General features: G+C 36.5%; 12 protein-coding genes. 9 read left to right on the forward strand and 3 right to left on the reverse strand.

Annotated elements, in window-relative coordinates; translation table 11 throughout:
* Positions 1 to 361 precede the first annotated feature (361 nt).
* The 3 genes from ACFINO_RS04950 (at position 362) to prfB (ending at position 5,524) form a co-directional block, all read left to right on the forward strand.
* On the forward strand, positions 362 to 1,591 hold the full coding sequence (locus ACFINO_RS04950; protein ID WP_375634067.1) for an N-acetylmuramoyl-L-alanine amidase: 1,230 nt from the start codon (positions 362 to 364) through the stop codon (positions 1,589 to 1,591).
* 168 nt (positions 1,592 to 1,759) lie between these two features.
* Positions 1,760 to 4,225 carry a penicillin-binding protein 1A gene (locus ACFINO_RS04955; protein WP_375634069.1) on the forward strand — a complete coding sequence of 822 codons (2,466 nt, stop codon included), beginning with the start codon at positions 1,760 to 1,762 and terminating at the stop codon, positions 4,223 to 4,225.
* 170 nt (positions 4,226 to 4,395) lie between these two features.
* Positions 4,396 to 5,524 (forward strand): peptide chain release factor 2 gene (gene prfB / locus ACFINO_RS04960; RefSeq protein WP_375634070.1). Its coding sequence is split into 2 segments (ribosomal slippage): positions 4,396 to 4,464 and positions 4,466 to 5,524, totalling 1,128 coding nucleotides; the frame shifts between segments, so codons are not numbered across the junction.
* A 338-nt stretch (positions 5,525 to 5,862) separates the two neighbouring features.
* On the opposite strand, the gene ACFINO_RS04965 is transcribed toward prfB, so the two are convergent.
* The 3 genes from ACFINO_RS04965 to ACFINO_RS04975 form a co-directional block, all read right to left on the reverse strand.
* Positions 5,863 to 6,348, reverse strand: coding sequence for a peroxiredoxin (locus tag ACFINO_RS04965; protein ID WP_375643119.1), 486 nt, complete (start codon positions 6,346 to 6,348; stop codon positions 5,863 to 5,865).
* A 189-nt stretch (positions 6,349 to 6,537) separates the two neighbouring features.
* A complete protein-coding gene (tyrS, locus tag ACFINO_RS04970; protein ID WP_375634074.1) occupies positions 6,538 to 7,791 on the reverse strand; it encodes a tyrosine--tRNA ligase in 1,254 nt (417 codons plus the stop codon).
* 321 nt (positions 7,792 to 8,112) lie between these two features.
* Positions 8,113 to 8,793 (reverse strand): alpha/beta hydrolase, encoded by a 681-nt coding sequence (locus ACFINO_RS04975; protein WP_375613441.1) that lies wholly within the window; start codon positions 8,791 to 8,793, stop codon positions 8,113 to 8,115.
* A 160-nt stretch (positions 8,794 to 8,953) separates the two neighbouring features.
* Between ACFINO_RS04975 and ACFINO_RS04980 the strand changes: the two genes are divergently transcribed.
* From ACFINO_RS04980 to ACFINO_RS05005, 6 genes are all read left to right on the forward strand, one after another.
* Complete coding sequence (locus tag ACFINO_RS04980; RefSeq protein ID WP_375634076.1) at positions 8,954 to 10,129, forward strand: cysteine desulfurase family protein; 1,176 nt, start codon at positions 8,954 to 8,956, stop codon at positions 10,127 to 10,129.
* Between the two features lie 139 nt (positions 10,130 to 10,268).
* Positions 10,269 to 11,780 carry a Fe-S cluster assembly protein SufB gene (sufB, locus tag ACFINO_RS04985; RefSeq protein WP_375634078.1) on the forward strand — a complete coding sequence of 504 codons (1,512 nt, stop codon included), beginning with the start codon at positions 10,269 to 10,271 and terminating at the stop codon, positions 11,778 to 11,780.
* A 159-nt stretch (positions 11,781 to 11,939) separates the two neighbouring features.
* On the forward strand, positions 11,940 to 12,695 hold the full coding sequence (gene sufC, locus ACFINO_RS04990; RefSeq protein ID WP_375613438.1) for a Fe-S cluster assembly ATPase SufC: 756 nt from the start codon (positions 11,940 to 11,942) through the stop codon (positions 12,693 to 12,695).
* Positions 12,696 to 12,706: 11 nt separating this feature from the next.
* Positions 12,707 to 13,969 (forward strand): Fe-S cluster assembly protein SufD, encoded by a 1,263-nt coding sequence (gene sufD / locus ACFINO_RS04995; protein ID WP_375655164.1) that lies wholly within the window; start codon positions 12,707 to 12,709, stop codon positions 13,967 to 13,969.
* A gap of 10 nt (positions 13,970 to 13,979) precedes the next feature.
* Positions 13,980 to 15,224 carry a cysteine desulfurase gene (locus ACFINO_RS05000; protein ID WP_375643116.1) on the forward strand — a complete coding sequence of 415 codons (1,245 nt, stop codon included), beginning with the start codon at positions 13,980 to 13,982 and terminating at the stop codon, positions 15,222 to 15,224.
* Positions 15,217 to 15,618 carry an SUF system Fe-S cluster assembly protein gene (locus tag ACFINO_RS05005; protein ID WP_273787976.1) on the forward strand — a complete coding sequence of 134 codons (402 nt, stop codon included), beginning with the start codon at positions 15,217 to 15,219 and terminating at the stop codon, positions 15,616 to 15,618. The genes ACFINO_RS05000 and ACFINO_RS05005 overlap by 8 nt, the downstream gene beginning before the upstream one ends.
* Positions 15,619 to 15,693: the final 75 nt, after the last annotated feature.

Genomic DNA, 15,693 nt, shown 5'->3' on the forward strand with positions numbered 1-15,693 from the left:
GTTCGGATATCCGAACCAACGAATCTTAAGTAATGCAATCCTAATGTTACAACATAGAAATTTTTCATCCATAAAAAAGTCTCAACGCATAATAGACAAAAAACTTCTAAAGACAACTTAATATGAGTTACAGATAATTTAGATGACTATTATCAGCTAGGAAGCATAAATATTCTTTTATGTTGATATCATGCGTTTGGCAAGTAACAATGTAAATCATGTATAATTATAATATCTTTATGACCTTAATTTCGTTTTGAGGTGTTTATTTAGCTTTTATTGAAAAATAGATAATAAATTGGTGTATCGTTTTATGTAACCAAGATAAATTATTACAAAGGTAATGTAGAGTATTTTGCTTATGATAAGAGTTTTTTTTACCAAAAAGCTGAAAACAGCTTATGGGGATGTTATTGTGTTCGTCACATACTTTTTATTATCTTTTTTGCTACTCCAAACCAGTCTTCAAGCCGCAGATCCTCTGAGACTTATTAATTTTCGAACCATTGGTGATAGTGTTCATACGCGTATTATTGCGGTTTTTAATTCAAAACCAAATGTTCGTTTACAGATTTTGGACAGGCCAGCACGTTTGGTTATCAATTTACCTACAATTGACTTTTCGATGCAAAATACGCCTTTAAAGAAAAGGAATACATTATCCGTTATGCTTTCAGATGTGCGTTATGCTTTCTCTGACATACAGACTTCACGCATTGTTTTGACAAGTAAAACGGCTTTTGTAGTTGAAAAAAATGTCGTAAAAAATTTAAATAATGGTTTATGGCAGTTGCTGATTGATATTCGTAAAAGTACACAAGAAAAATTTGATGAGATATTAAAAAAACAGCAAAGGATCAATTTTGATACAAAAACACAGTTAATGCCAGCATATAATTTCCGTGTTGTTCTTGATCCTGGTCATGGTGGTATTGATGGTGGTGCGCGGGGGGTTACTGGAATTTTAGAAAAAGATGTGACTTTAGACTTTGCGCGTGCATTGCGAGACGAATTACAAAAGGATTCTCATATTACCGTTGCTTTAACACGAGATTCCAATATTTTTTTAAGACTAAGTGAAAGAGTTAAAAAAGCGCAAGAGTTTGATGCTGATCTTTTTATATCTATTCACGCGGATACGATTGATCTACATTCTCTTCGCGGTGCCACAGTGTATACCATATCAGACAAAGCCTCTGATGCCATTGCAAAATCTTTAGCTGAAAATGAAAATAAAGTTGATTTGCTTGATGGTTTGCCTGCAGATGAAACGCTCGAAGTTACAGATATTTTGATGGATCTTACACGACGTGAGACACATACATTTTCGGTTAATTTTGCAAATAGTGTTATTTCAAGTTTATCAAAGAATCATATTAACTTGATTAATAACCCACATCGTTATGCTAATTTTCAAGTTTTAAGAGCTTCAGATATACCCTCAGTCTTGATAGAGATAGGTTATTTATCCAATAAAGAGGATGAAAAGTTATTAAATGATCCTCATTGGAGAAAACAAATGGCAGCCTCTATTGCTCATTCTATTCGTCAATTTGCTGATTATAGGCAGAAAATGATACAGCCTCTTTAAATTTGTGAGAAAATAGAGTATCTATATGGGCTTCTAGTGTACCCTAGTATAAATAAAAGATAGAAAACGATTTCTCTTGATCTCAATCTTGTGGTGATATCCACTTGGTGTGTTTGAAGTAACGTATTTTTTCTTTAATTAATTCTTAAGAAAGCGATAGCCGTTTTTATGATGATTTTTTTAAGATATCTTCTTCGTTTTTTTATTGCTATTGGACTTTGTGGTGCAATAACGTGGGGTGTTATGACCAGTGGTCAAGCAAATGCACTCCCTGATTATGAAGTTCTTTCACTTTATGAGCCGCCGGTAATGACCCGCGTCCATGCTTCTGATGGCCGTCTTATGGCAGAGTTTGCAACAAAACATCGCCTCTATTTACCGATTCAATCAATACCAAAGCTTGTTATAAATGCTTTTATTTCGGCTGAAGACAAAAACTTTTATCATCATTTTGGTTTAGATCCTGAAGGACTTTCTCGAGCTTTGATCAATAATATTCGTAATATTGCTTCTGGAAGACGTCCAGAGGGTGCATCAACTATAACGCAACAAGTCGCTAAAAACTTCCTTTTAAGTTCAGAAACAACGTTAGAACGTAAATTTAAGGAAGCTATTTTAGCAATGCGTATTGAGAAAACTTATTCAAAAGATCATATTCTCGAACTTTATCTCAATGAAATTTATCTGGGGCGTGGCACTTATGGTATAGCAGCTGCTTCTTTGACCTATTTCAATAAATCCGTCAATGATCTGACGCTAGAACAATGTGCTTATTTGGCTGCTCTTCCAAAAGGACCAGCAAATTATGATCCATTTAAGAATACACAACGTGCTATTGATCGGCGTAATTGGGTTATAGACCGGATGATTGCAAATGGATATGTAACGCGTGAACAAGGTGAAAAAGCGAAAGCTAAACCTTTAGGAGCGACAATCCGTGGGAGTGATAGCTATGTTTTTGCGGCTGATTATTTTACTGAAGAAGTGCGGCGTCGTTTAATACATCGCTATGGGGCTAAAACACTTTATGAAGGTGGGCTTTCCATTCGTACAACGCTTGATCCGCATTTACAACTTATTGCGCGACGTGCTTTACACGATGGATTAATTAGATTTGATCATGCGCAAGGATGGCGTGGAGCTTATGCGCATATTGATGAGAAAGGGGATTGGGGGACAGAACTTGCAGATATCACAGGGCTAAGTGATGTTCCTGAATGGCGTTTAGCTGTTGTTCTTTCTACTAATCCCAACAAAGTAGAGATTGGTTTACAGCCACAGCGCGAAGCTTCAGGTATATTATCAAAAAAACGGGAAATTGCTGTTTTATCTGAAGCTGATTCAAAATGGGCACTCCATGTTGTAAAAGAAAATGGTTATCGAAAAACTGTTCAGAGCTTATCTCATGTTCTGCAAGTTGGGGATGTCATTTTTGTTGAAAAACTATCCAATACAAATAACACTTATCGTTTACAACAAATTCCAAAGGTTGAAGGTGCAATTGTTGCTATGGAACCTCATACAGGGCGCGTTCTTGCTATGGTGGGAGGATTTTCTTTTGCCGCATCTGAATTCAATCGTGCAACCCAAGCTTATCGCCAACCGGGATCTGCTTTTAAGCCTTTTGTTTATGCAGCAGCTCTTGATAACGGATATACACCAGCATCCGTTGTTTTAGATGGTCCCATTGAAGTTCGTCAATATAATGGTGAAGTTTGGCAACCCAAAAATTATGGAGGTACCTTTGCAGGACCTTCAACGTTGCGTTATGGTATTGAGCGTTCTCGTAATCTTATGACAATACGGCTTGCCAATGATATGGGAATGCCTCTTGTCGCTGAATATGCAGAACGCTTTGGGATCGTAGATAAATTGCAGCCTTATCTTCCCATGGCTTTAGGGGCTGGTGAAACAACAGTATTACGAATGGTTACAGCTTATTCAGTTATTGCCAATGGGGGACGCTCTATTAAGCCTTCTCTGATAGACAGAATTCAAGATCGTTATGGAAAGACAATTTATCGTCATGATGATCGTATTTGTGAAAATTGTAATACGAATTCATGGAATAATCAACGTGAACCCACATTGATTGATGAGCGAGATCAAGTTCTTGACCCTATGACAGCTTATCAGATTACCTCCATGATGGAAGGGGTTGTTCAGCGTGGTACTGCAGCACGTTTACGTTATCTTAATCGACATATTGCCGCTAAGACAGGAACAACCAATGACTCTAAGGATGTCTGGTTTATGGGATTTACTCCTGACATTGTCGTTGGTATTTTTGTCGGTTATGATCAACCAGCTCCGTTAGGATATAATGGAACAGGAAGTTCATTAGCTGCACCTATTTTTGGTGAGTTTATGGCAGATGCTCTTAAAGGAAAGCCAGATGTTCCCTTTAAGATGCCAAAGGGTATGATTTTAATGCCAATTAATCGGAAAACAGGAATGCTTGCGGAAAGAGGAGATCAAGATGTCATTATAGAAGCATTTAAACCAGGGACTGGTCCTGCTGATATATATCAAGTTATTGGGAGTACAAATTCTTTTCAAGAAGGTGTTCCTGCAGTAACGACTTCTCCACAAGTCAATAAAGCCCTTGAAAGTGGGACAGGTGGGCTGTATTAATCAACAAAATCTCCTTTCACCATGAGACATGGTTTTTATCTCTTTTTTACAATGTCAGTTCTGTAAATAGAGTGATAGAATTGTACCATTTTCTGATAGCAGCTATTAAATTTGTATAAAATGCTAAGAGACACAACCAAAAAGAGTTTTTTAAAATACGGTGTTAAATTATGCGAGCAGAAATAGAAACATTAGTTGATGAAATCCAGAAAGCAATACAATTGCTAAGGGGGCATCTTTGACTGGGATCAATCACTAAAGCGTCTTGAATATCTTAATCAAAAAGCGGAAGATCCATCATTATGGGATGATGCACAACGAGCACAGGATATGATGCGTGAGCGTCAACGTCTCGATGATTCAATCAATGGTCTTTTATCATTTACAAAAACACTTGAAGAATGCATTGAGCTTATTGCGATGGGCGAAGAAGAAAGTGATATTGAAATTATCGCTGATGCAGAAAGATCAATACGTAATCTTAAAAATGAGATAGATAAAAGGCAAATTGACGTACTTCTTTCAGGAGAGGCAGATCCGAATGATACCTATTTAGAAGTTCATGCTGGAGCAGGGGGAACAGAAAGCCAAGATTGGGCTTCTATGCTCTTACGTATGTATATGCGATGGGCTGAACAGCATGAAATGAAGGTTGAAATTTTAGAAATTCATGATGGAGAAGAAGCAGGAATAAAGTCAGCGACTATTCTTGTAAAAGGGCATAATGCTTATGGAATGTTAAAAACAGAATCAGGCGTTCATCGCTTAGTGCGGATTTCTCCATTTGATTCGAATGCAAAGCGCCATACTTCTTTTGCGAGCATTTGGGTTTATCCAGTTATTGATGACAATATTGAAGTTGATGTTTCAGAGGCAGATGTGCGTATTGATACATATCGTGCATCTGGAGCAGGAGGACAACATGTTAACACGACAGATTCTGCTGTTCGCATCACACATATAAAAACGGGTATTGTTGTTCAATGTCAAACAGAACGTTCTCAACATAAAAATCGCGCTACGGCTTGGTCGATGTTGCGTGCACGGCTTTATGAAGAAGAGCTTAAAAAAAGAGAAGAAGAAACCAATGCTGCTGAATCTTCTAAAACAGAAATCGGATGGGGACATCAAATTAGATCTTATGTTCTTCAACCCTATCAGCTTGTCAAAGATTTGCGTACAGGAATTGAAAATACGGATCCACAATCCGTACTTAATGGTAATTTAGATGCATTTATAGAGGCAGCACTCGCACGGCGCATTTATGGACAAGACAAAAAAATTGAGGATATTCGTTAATTATATATCCTTCCTTCAAGCCATATAGATTTTTTCTTAAGCTGTTCGTTTTATTGATGCTGTGATGTTATATAGCCTTTGATACTTTAAAGGTTTAAAGGAGGATTTTCTTGTTTCTTTCTTCAATTTTTTCTCACACGCTAATTCTGCTTATGATATTGCAAGTGATAGGAAGAATCTGAAATAAGAAAATTTTGCGATATTCAGGGGACTAATATAAATGTAAAACAATTCATTATCCTTATAAATCAATATATTGTAAAAATTGAATCCATTGAAAAACTAAAATCAATTAGGGGGAATAACTTTTGCTTTTGAAGGTAAATCAAACACTCAATTTACAAGTTACCATTATGATATAAAAGTGTTGCAGTAGCTAAAACATTTTCAGCATGCCCAGATACGCTTACTTTGCGCCATTCTTCTACTATTATTCCATTTACATCAATTAAAAAAGTGCTCCGTTCAACTCCCATATATTTGCGTCCATACATGCTTTTCTCAACCCAAACACCATAAGCTTCGAGGGTCGTTTTTTCTTCATCAGAAACCAAGATGACATCAAGTTCATGTTTTATTTTAAATTTATCATGTTTTTTTACATTATCTGGAGAGATTCCAATAACAGCAACACCGATTTCATCAAATTTCATCTTTAATTTTGTGAAATCAAGTGCTTCACTTGTGCAACCACTGGTGTCATCTTTTGGATAAAAATATAAAACAACAGGCTTTCCTTTAAAGTCAGAAAGACACACTGTCTCTCCTCCATCGCGCGGCAAAGTAAAATCAGGAGCAAGAGCACCTTTCATTGGTCTTGTCATTGTTTTCATCTTTCTTTTTTGTGTAACAGGTATAAGATATCAGAGTACACAGAAGAAAAGAACTATTCAACTCTCGAAATATTATTGTTTTGAAGAGACCTTTATTTTCCTAACAAAACTCGCCCTATCACAACGATTGAATTGAAAGAACAAGCTCGACGTGAACAACATAAACAAAACAGCAAAAGATTATACTGGTTTCATCACAACATGTTTTTTCTTACCAAAAGAAAGTTTAATGGTTCCTTCTGCACTGACATCCCCTTCAATAATAAGATGTGTTTCATCCTCAATAATTTGATCATTTACACGGACACCTCCACCTTGAATGTGTCGGCGTGCTTCACTATTAGATCTAGCGAGTCCTGCTTGTACTAAAAGAGTGAGCAATCCAACACCTTTTTTTAATTCTGAGGCATTAATTTCAACAGTTGGAAGATTTTCTCCCAGAGTTTTTTCTTCAAACGTCTTGCGAGCCGTTTCTGCTGCTGCATCAGCAAGAACACGTCCATGCAACATTGCTGTAATTTCTGTTGCAAGAATTTTTTTTGCTTCGTTAATTTCAGTTCCTTGTAATAGAGAAAGTTTAAGAATCTCATCCATCGGCAATGGAGTATAGAGCTTTAGAAATCGTGTTACATCAGCATCTTCTGTATTGCGCCAGTATTGCCAAAATTGATAAGGTGAAAGCTTATCCGCATTCAGCCATACAGCCCCATTCAATGATTTACCCATTTTGGCACCGGAAGAGGTTGTCAGCAATGGTGATGTTAACGCATATAATTGCGGTGTTCCTAAACGATGTCCTAATTCGATTCCGTTAATAATGTTGCCCCACTGATCAGAGCCCCCCATTTGCATACGCACCCCATAACGTTTATAAAGTTCAACAAAGTCATAAGCTTGCAGAATCATATAATTAAACTCTAAGAATGACAAAGAGTGCTCACGCTCAAGTCTGAGTCTGACAGAATCAAATGACAACATACGGTTGACAGAAAAATGCTTTCCTACATCACGCAAAAATTCTAAGTAGTTTAAATTGCATAACCATTCAGCATTATTCACAATACAAGCATCGGTTTCTCGGTCACCGAATGTCAAATAGTTAGCAAATACCTTTTTAATACCATCAATATTTGCAGCAATATCATCTTGTGTCAGAAGGCGTCGCGCTTCGTCTTTGAAGGAAGGATCACCAATCAATCCGGTCCCTCCGCCCATTAAAGCAATGGGGCGATGACCCGTTTTTTGTAACCAATAAAGCATCATAATCTGAAGAAGACTTCCAGCATGTAAACTCGATGCTGTTGGGTCAAATCCAGTATAAGCGCTTACAGTTTCTTTTGAAAAAAGATCATCTAAGCCTTTTTCATCTGAAATTTGGTGGATAAAACCACGTTCGCTCATAATGTGTAAAAAATCAGATTTAAAGGCAAACACAGATTTAATTTCCTAATTATAAGAGTGCATTATTTTATATAATAGGCGATTATATAATGAATTATTAATGCGTTATCTATCATAACTGACACACACCTCACAAGAGAAAGAGACATATTGGTAATATAAAGATAATAATACAGGTATTATTTCCTTTTTACGCTAAAAAGAGACTTTTCAGTGATAGAAAACAGGTATGCTGTTATTCTCATTTCTATCCTGAAATAAAATTTAGAAAAATTTTAAATGCAAACTGAAAAAATTACTTTGTTATGATCAGAAACGGCTTTTGCTAATTTTTTATAAATCTATCGTATTTTCCTAAGTTAGTGAAAGTATTTCAGGAGGAGGAGCGAGAAGTTCATTGGAGATATGGTTATCCAAATAGTGGGCACATCGTTCAATAAGTTTTTCATGACATCCACTGAAAAAGTGATTAGCCTCTTCCAATATTTCTTGTGTAATGATGATACCTTTTTGTGTTTTTAATTTATCGACAAGTATTTGAACATCTTTTGGAGGGGCAACTTTATCGATACCGCCATGAATGATAAGTCCAGAAGAGGGACAAGGTGCAAGAAATGAAAAGTCATAAACATTAGGCTGAGGGGCAACTGAGATAAATCCCTCAATTTCCGGTCGGCGCATTAAAAGCTGCATACCAATCCATGCTCCAAATGAGTATCCTGCTACCCAACAATTTTTAGAGTCTGGATGTTGTGTTTGCACCCAATCGAGAGCAGCAGCAGCATCTGAAAGTTCTCCTATTCCATAATCAAATTCACCCTGACTACGACCAATACCACGAAAGTTAAAACGTAAAGTTGTAAAGCCACGTTGTTGGAACATATAAAAGAGGTCATAGACAATTTTATGATTCATAGTTCCACCAAATTGGGGATGAGGATGCAAAATGATCGCAATGGGTGCATTTTTTTGTTGTGAAGGTTGATAACGCCCTTCGAGCCGCCCCGCGGGACCGTTAAAAATAATTTCTGGCATAAAATGCTCCTTAATGCAATAAAAGGCTCTCTTTGACCCTGGTCGACTTTTACCATAGAATCTCTTAAATAATTATTAGATATTCTTTTTTTAGTGCACTTTTCAAGAAAAATGCGCTATTTTTTCAATCAATTCATAAGATTAATGATTGCGATGTAAAATGGTTATAAAACGCCGATATTTTGATCATAACGCAACAACACCGCTCAAAAAAGTGGCACGGATAGCGTTACTGGAATCTTTAGAGATATTTGGTAATCCATCATCGGTTCATAAGGAAGGGCGTGCTGCTAAAACTTTGTTGCAAAAGTCCCGTCGGCAAATCGCTGAAAATCTTAAAACAGATCCAGATCACGTGGTATTTACCTCTGGTGCGAGTGAAGCCGCAATGACTTTGTTAACACCTTTTTACAATATGGGGAAAGCAAAAGTTAAATTTTCTCATCTTTACCTTGGAGCGACTGAACATCCCTCTGTTGCAGAGGGAGGACGTTTTTCTAAAGAATTGATAAGCGTCATTGATGTTGATCAAGATGGGCTCATACAACAAGATAAATTAACATCACTCTTAACGGTTCACGATAAAACAAAAGGTTTACCTCTTGTTGCTATTCAAGCTGCAAATAGTGAAACGGGTGTTATTCAACCGTTAACAGAAATCGCCGCTATTGTTCGGGATTTAGGAGGCACTCTTATAGTTGATTTGACACAATATGTAGATAAAAATTTTGTGGATATTCATCAGTTAGGAGGAGACTTTTTTATACTGTCTGCCCATAAAATTGGCGGTCCTAAAGGAATTGGTGCTTTTGTTTCATGTGGTAATCTTCTCATGCCACACCCTCTTATTATTGGAGGAGGACAAGAAAAAGGTCTCCGTGGAGGAACAGAAGCATTGCCCCTTATTGCTGCTTTTGGGGCAGCAATGGCTGATTGCTTCACACAGGAGGAAATAAAACAGTTAATATATTTACGCAATAAATTAGAAGATGGACTACAAAAAATAAGTAAAAATGTTGAGATTTTTGGCAAAAGAGTTCAACGTTTGCCAAATACAACTTACTTTACCGTGAAAAATCTAAAAGCTGAAACGATGCAAATTGCTTTTGATTTAGAAGGGTTTTCTTTATCATCCGGCTCTGCCTGTTCTTCGGGAAAAGTAAAACAAAGCAAAGTGTTGGAGGCAATGGGGTATCATGTTCCAAATGGTGCCATTCGCATTTCGCTAGGGCGTGGCACAACTTCTGAAGATATTGATGATTTTCTGTCGTTTTTTTCTCAAATTATAAGCAGGAAAAAAGGGGAAGATTTATCATCAGAAAGTTATAAAAATTAGAATTATTTTAAAAATAAAATAAGTTTGATTGAAATTTTTGCACTTTACCTATAGCCTAGGAGATAACTTGCTTACTTTAATCTTGTAAAAAACAAGACTTTAGTTACCGGTTTTTGACGCCAAAAAATGGAGAAAATTTATGCCGGCAGTACAAGAAACGATACGCCAAGTACGTGAAATAGATGTTGACCAATATAAATATGGTTTTGAAACCAATATTGAAACCGATAAAGCTCCAAAAGGCTTAAATGAGGATATTATCAAATTTATTTCCGCTAAAAAAAATGAGCCTGAATGGATGCTAACATGGCGCTTAAAAGCTTACCGCCGTTGGCTGACAATGCAAGAGCCTCATTGGGCGCGTCTTGAATATCCTAAAATTGATTTTCAGGAGCTTTATTATTATGCTGCTCCCAAAAATCATACAGGACCAAAATCTTTGGATGAAGTGGATCCTGAGTTATTAGCAACGTACGAAAAACTTGGCATTCCCCTTAAAGAACAAGAGATTTTGGCAGGAGTAAGAAAACAGTCTGATCCCTCCACTTTTGATGACAGTATGTCTGTATCGGGGCAGGTGGCTGTTGATGCAGTCTTTGATTCTGTTTCTGTTGTAACAACATTCAAAAAAGAGCTGGCACGTGCTGGTGTGATTTTTTGTTCTATTTCAGAGGCAATTATTGAACATTCTGAGCTTATTAAAGAATATTTAGGAACAGTTGTACCTATAAGTGATAATTATTATGCGGCCTTAAATGCAGCTGTCTTTACAGATGGTTCATTTGTTTATATTCCCAAAGGGGTTCGTTGTCCTATGGAGCTTTCAACTTATTTTAGGATTAATGAACGCAACACTGGCCAATTTGAACGAACATTGATTATCGCCGCTGAAGATTCCTATGTTTCTTATCTTGAAGGGTGTACAGCACCCCAACGTGATGAAAACCAACTTCATGCTGCTGTTGTTGAGCTTATTGCCCTTGAAAATGCAGAGATTAAATATTCTACAGTACAAAACTGGTATCCTGGCGATAAAGATGGAAAGGGTGGTATTTATAATTTTGTGACGAAGCGTGGAGATTGTCGAGGTGATAGCTCTAAAATTTCATGGACACAAGTTGAGACTGGTTCTGCGATTACTTGGAAATATCCATCCTGCTTACTCCGTGGTGATAATGCGCGTGGAGAATTTTATTCTATTGCTGTTGCAAACGGTTATCAACAAATTGATTCTGGTACAAAAATGATTCATTTGGGAAAGAATACATCCAGTCGCATTATTTCCAAAGGTATTTCTGCAGGTTTTTCAAATAACACTTATCGGGGACAAGTCACAGCTCATCGAAAAGCACAAAATGCGCGTAACTTTACGCAATGTGATAGTTTGTTAATCGGAAATGATTGTGGTGCGCATACAGTTCCTTATATTGAAGCAAAAAATGCAACAGCTCAGTTTGAACATGAAGCCACAACATCAAAAATTTCTGATGACCAACTTTTTTATGTTATGCAAAGAGGAATTCCCGAAGAAGAAGCTATCGCATTAATTGTAAATGGTTTTGTAAAAGAGGTCATTCAAAAACTTCCCATGGAATTTGCTGTCGAAGCACAAAAGCTTATTAGTATTAGCCTTGAAGGTAGTGTTGGATAATTTTATTTAATTAGATAAATAGAAGACTTTATGTAAAAAGGCTGTAACGGTAGCACATAATGCTAAAAATGACCTCTATGGTAATTACAAAAGTAGATGGATGCTAAGGTAAAATAATACGCATTGATATCTGAAAAACAGCCAAAACAGGATTAAATTATGTTAGAGATCAAAAATTTGCACGCCCGTATTGCTGAAACCGATACAGAAATTATTCGTGGTTTAAACTTGACAGTTCAAGATGGAGAAGTTGCTGCTATCATGGGACAAAATGGAGCCGGAAAATCAACTTTATCTTATTTGCTTGCTGGTCGTGATGATTATGAAATAACAGAAGGAGATATTCTCTATAATGGACAATCACTTTTAGAAATGGATCCAGCAGAACGTGCTGCATATGGTGTTTTTCTTGCATTTCAATACCCAATGGAAATACCAGGGGTAGCAACAATGGAATTTTTAAAAGTTGCGATGAATTCTCAACGCAAAGCGCGAGGTGACGAAGAACTTAAAATTCCTGAATTTATAAAATGTGTTAAAGAAGTTTCAGCCAAACTTGAAATAGATATGGATATGCTAAAGCGTCCATTAAATGTAGGTTTTTCAGGTGGAGAAAAAAAACGCGCTGAAATTTTACAAATGGCACTTCTTGAACCTACACTTTGCATTTTAGATGAAACGGATTCTGGTTTAGATATTGATGCACTAAAAATTGTTGCAGATGGTGTTAATAAACTTCGGGATTCAAAACGTTCATTTTTGGTGATTACCCATTATCAACGGCTGCTTAATTATATTATTCCTGATACGGTACATGTTCTTTATAAAGGACAAATTATCAAAAGCGGTGATAAATCCTTAGCGCTTTATTTAGAGGAAAATGGGTATGCTGATCTTATCAGGGAAGCGGTTTGAGGTTATTAAATATGAATGCACAGCAAAACTTGTTAGCGGTTGAAGAAAATATCCTCAGTAATTTTAATCAGTATGTAAACGACTTACCTGGTGATAAAGCTGTACAGGAAATCCGCAAGAAAACTATTGAGCAGTTTCAAACGACACGGCTTCCTTCCCGTAAAATAGAAAGTTGGCATTATACCAATCTGCGTACCTTACTGAAGTCTATTAGCAATTTTTCAAAAGTTCAAGACAATCAATTGGTTGATGCATTGCTTTCAGAAAGTGCTGTTTTCTCCATAAACAATGGAAAAACATCGATAGAGTCAAAGGTAGACAATATTACAGTAAAACGCCTTTCAGACGCATTAGAAGATAATTCTGTACAGATAAATCAAAACATTTCTGATGAAGATTTTATTGGACAGTTAAATACAGCTTTTGTTACAGATGGTTGGCTTTTTCACATCCCTGAAAATACAAAGTTAAATATCCCCATTGAATTACAAAATATACAAATGGGGGGACAATCTCATATTTTTTCGGATATAAAAGTTGATAAAAATAGTCAAGTTATGTTTATTGAACATCAGGTTGGCAATGATAAAGATACCTTTGTCAGTTCAATATTTTCATTAAATGTTGCTGCTGATAGTGATGTTACGTGGATTCTCATTCGCAATCGTGATTTTAATTCTACACAATTTGGTCGATTTTGTGCTGTTCTTGATCAAAGAGCGAAGTTATCGCTTTATGTCATTAATATAGGGAGTCAATTAAATCGCCAAGAAATCGATATTGAATTACAGGGAGAAGAATCTGATTTTCAATTACGCGTCATAAATTTATTATCAGGACAAACACATAGTGATCTTACAATGACTGTTCGTCATGTGGAAGAAAAATCAACATCAACCGAAATTATACGCAATGTGGTTACAGATAAGGCTGTTGGTGTTTTCCAAGGAATAATACGTGTTTCTCAAAAAGCGCAAAAAACAGATGCACGCATGGATTGTAATAGCCTTATTCTTTCAGATGATGCAGAATTTAATGCAAAGCCTGAACTGGAGATTTTTGCTGATGATGTTGCATGTGGTCATGGTGCAACAGTTGCTAATATTAATCATGATTATCTTTTTTATCTTATGACACGTGGTATCCCTTTTAAAACGGCTCGTGCGCTTTTGATTAAAGGATTTATCTCTGAGCTCATTGATGACATCAAGCAAGATAATATTCAAATCGTTTTGGAGAATATCATTAGTAAATGGCTTGAAAAAAATGTTTAAGGTAGAAAAAATGGAAAATAACGTACAAACATTTACTTATAATGTCGAAGAAATTCGGCGTGATTTTCCTATTTTGCACCATCAAGTTTATGGAAAGCGATTAGCATATCTTGATAGTAGTGCTTCTGCCCAAAAACCAATGTCAGTACTCAATGCAATGAATAATTATTATCACTATAGTTATGCTAATGTGCATAGGGGAATGTATTTTTTAGCCAATATAGCAACACAATCATATGAAAATTCTCGTGAAACCGTTCGTGTTTTTCTAAATGCTCAAAAAACTGAAGAAATTGTTTTTACAAAAAATGCAACAGAAGCTATTAATACTGTTGCTTATGGTTGGGCTATGCCCAAACTCAAGGAAGGTGATGAGATTGTTCTAACGATCATGGAACATCATTCAAATATTATTCCTTGGCATTTTCTCCGTGAACAAAAAGGTGTTAAACTTATTTTTGTTCCTGTCGATGAAAATGGTGTTCTGCACATTGAAGATTTCCAAAAGGCTTTAAGCGAAAAAACGCGGCTTGTTGCTATAACGCATATGTCCAATATATTAGGAACTGTGCCTCCTGTTAAAGAGATTATTAAACTAGCACATCAAAATTCTATTCCGGTTCTTGTTGATGGTTCTCAAGGAGCAGTACATTTAACCGTTGATGTACAAGATCTCGATTGTGATTGGTATGTCTTTACAGGTCATAAGCTTTATGGTCCCACTGGTATTGGTGTTTTGTATGGTAAAGAAGATAGATTAGAAGAAATGCGTCCTTTTCAAGGGGGAGGGGAAATGATCGAGGAGGTAACAACCGATAAGGTTTTTTATAATGCTCCTCCTTACCGTTTTGAAGCAGGCACTCCTCCTATCGTTGAAGCTATTGGATTAACTGCGGCTATTGATTATATACAAGAGAAAGGTCGTAGCACGATTCATGCCCATGAGAGGTCCCTTTTAGCTTATGCGCAGGAAAAACTTAAAATGGTTGAGTCATTGCGTATTTATGGTCATTCTCCCAATAAAGGAGCTATTATATCATTTACAATTGAAGGGATTCACGCCCATGATATCGCTATGTTTATTGATAGAAAAGGGGTTGCGATACGTGCGGGAACCCATTGTGCACAGCCTTTATTACAGCGCTTTGGTCTAACATCTATTTGCCGCGCATCGTTAGCCATGTATAACACTCAAGAGGATATAGATCAATTAGTAGAAGCATTGCAAGAAACAAGGACATTTTTTAATGGCTGAATCAATTGAAGAGCGTCATTCTACAGAATCCGTTGAAACTGTAAGCGAAAATAAAAAATCTTACATATCAGCAATTCCAGCAGACGAAATTGATCGTATGACAAATGATATTATTGCTGCTCTTAAAACAGTTTATGACCCAGAGATTCCTGCTGATATTTATGAGCTAGGATTGATTTATCGTATTGATATTGAAGATGATCGTTCAGTAAAAATTGAAATGACTCTTACAGCACCGGGATGTCCTGTTGCAGGTGAAATGCCGGGGTGGGTAGAAAATGCAGTCAGTGCAGTTGAAGGGGTTTCGTATGTTGAAGTCACTATGACTTTTGATCCACCATGGACACCTGATTGTATGTCAGAAGAAGCTCAAATTGCTGTCGGATGGTACTAAAAGTATTGTTAAGAGACTCTAATTTAGCCATTCATGAATAAGCTGTTTACTTTTCATAAGCGTTTAAATTTAAGG

Source organism: Bartonella sp. AA83SXKL (assembly GCF_042196965.1).
Taxonomy (GTDB): Bacteria; Pseudomonadota; Alphaproteobacteria; order Rhizobiales; family Rhizobiaceae; genus Bartonella.

Coding starts and splice junctions, on each gene's coding strand:
- ACFINO_RS04950 (WP_375634067.1), top strand. CDS start 362: ATGATAAGAGTTTTTTTTACCAAAAAGCTGAAAACAGCTTATGGGGAT.
- ACFINO_RS04955 (WP_375634069.1), top strand. CDS start 1,760: ATGATGATTTTTTTAAGATATCTTCTTCGTTTTTTTATTGCTATTGGA.
- ACFINO_RS04965 (WP_375643119.1), bottom strand. CDS start 6,348: ATGACAAGACCAATGAAAGGTGCTCTTGCTCCTGATTTTACTTTGCCG.
- ACFINO_RS04975 (WP_375613441.1), bottom strand. CDS start 8,793: ATGCCAGAAATTATTTTTAACGGTCCCGCGGGGCGGCTCGAAGGGCGT.
- ACFINO_RS04980 (WP_375634076.1), top strand. CDS start 8,954: ATGGTTATAAAACGCCGATATTTTGATCATAACGCAACAACACCGCTC.
- sufB (WP_375634078.1), top strand. CDS start 10,269: ATGCCGGCAGTACAAGAAACGATACGCCAAGTACGTGAAATAGATGTT.
- sufC (WP_375613438.1), top strand. CDS start 11,940: ATGTTAGAGATCAAAAATTTGCACGCCCGTATTGCTGAAACCGATACA.
- sufD (WP_375655164.1), top strand. CDS start 12,707: ATGAATGCACAGCAAAACTTGTTAGCGGTTGAAGAAAATATCCTCAGT.
- ACFINO_RS05000 (WP_375643116.1), top strand. CDS start 13,980: ATGGAAAATAACGTACAAACATTTACTTATAATGTCGAAGAAATTCGG.
- ACFINO_RS05005 (WP_273787976.1), top strand. CDS start 15,217: ATGGCTGAATCAATTGAAGAGCGTCATTCTACAGAATCCGTTGAAACT.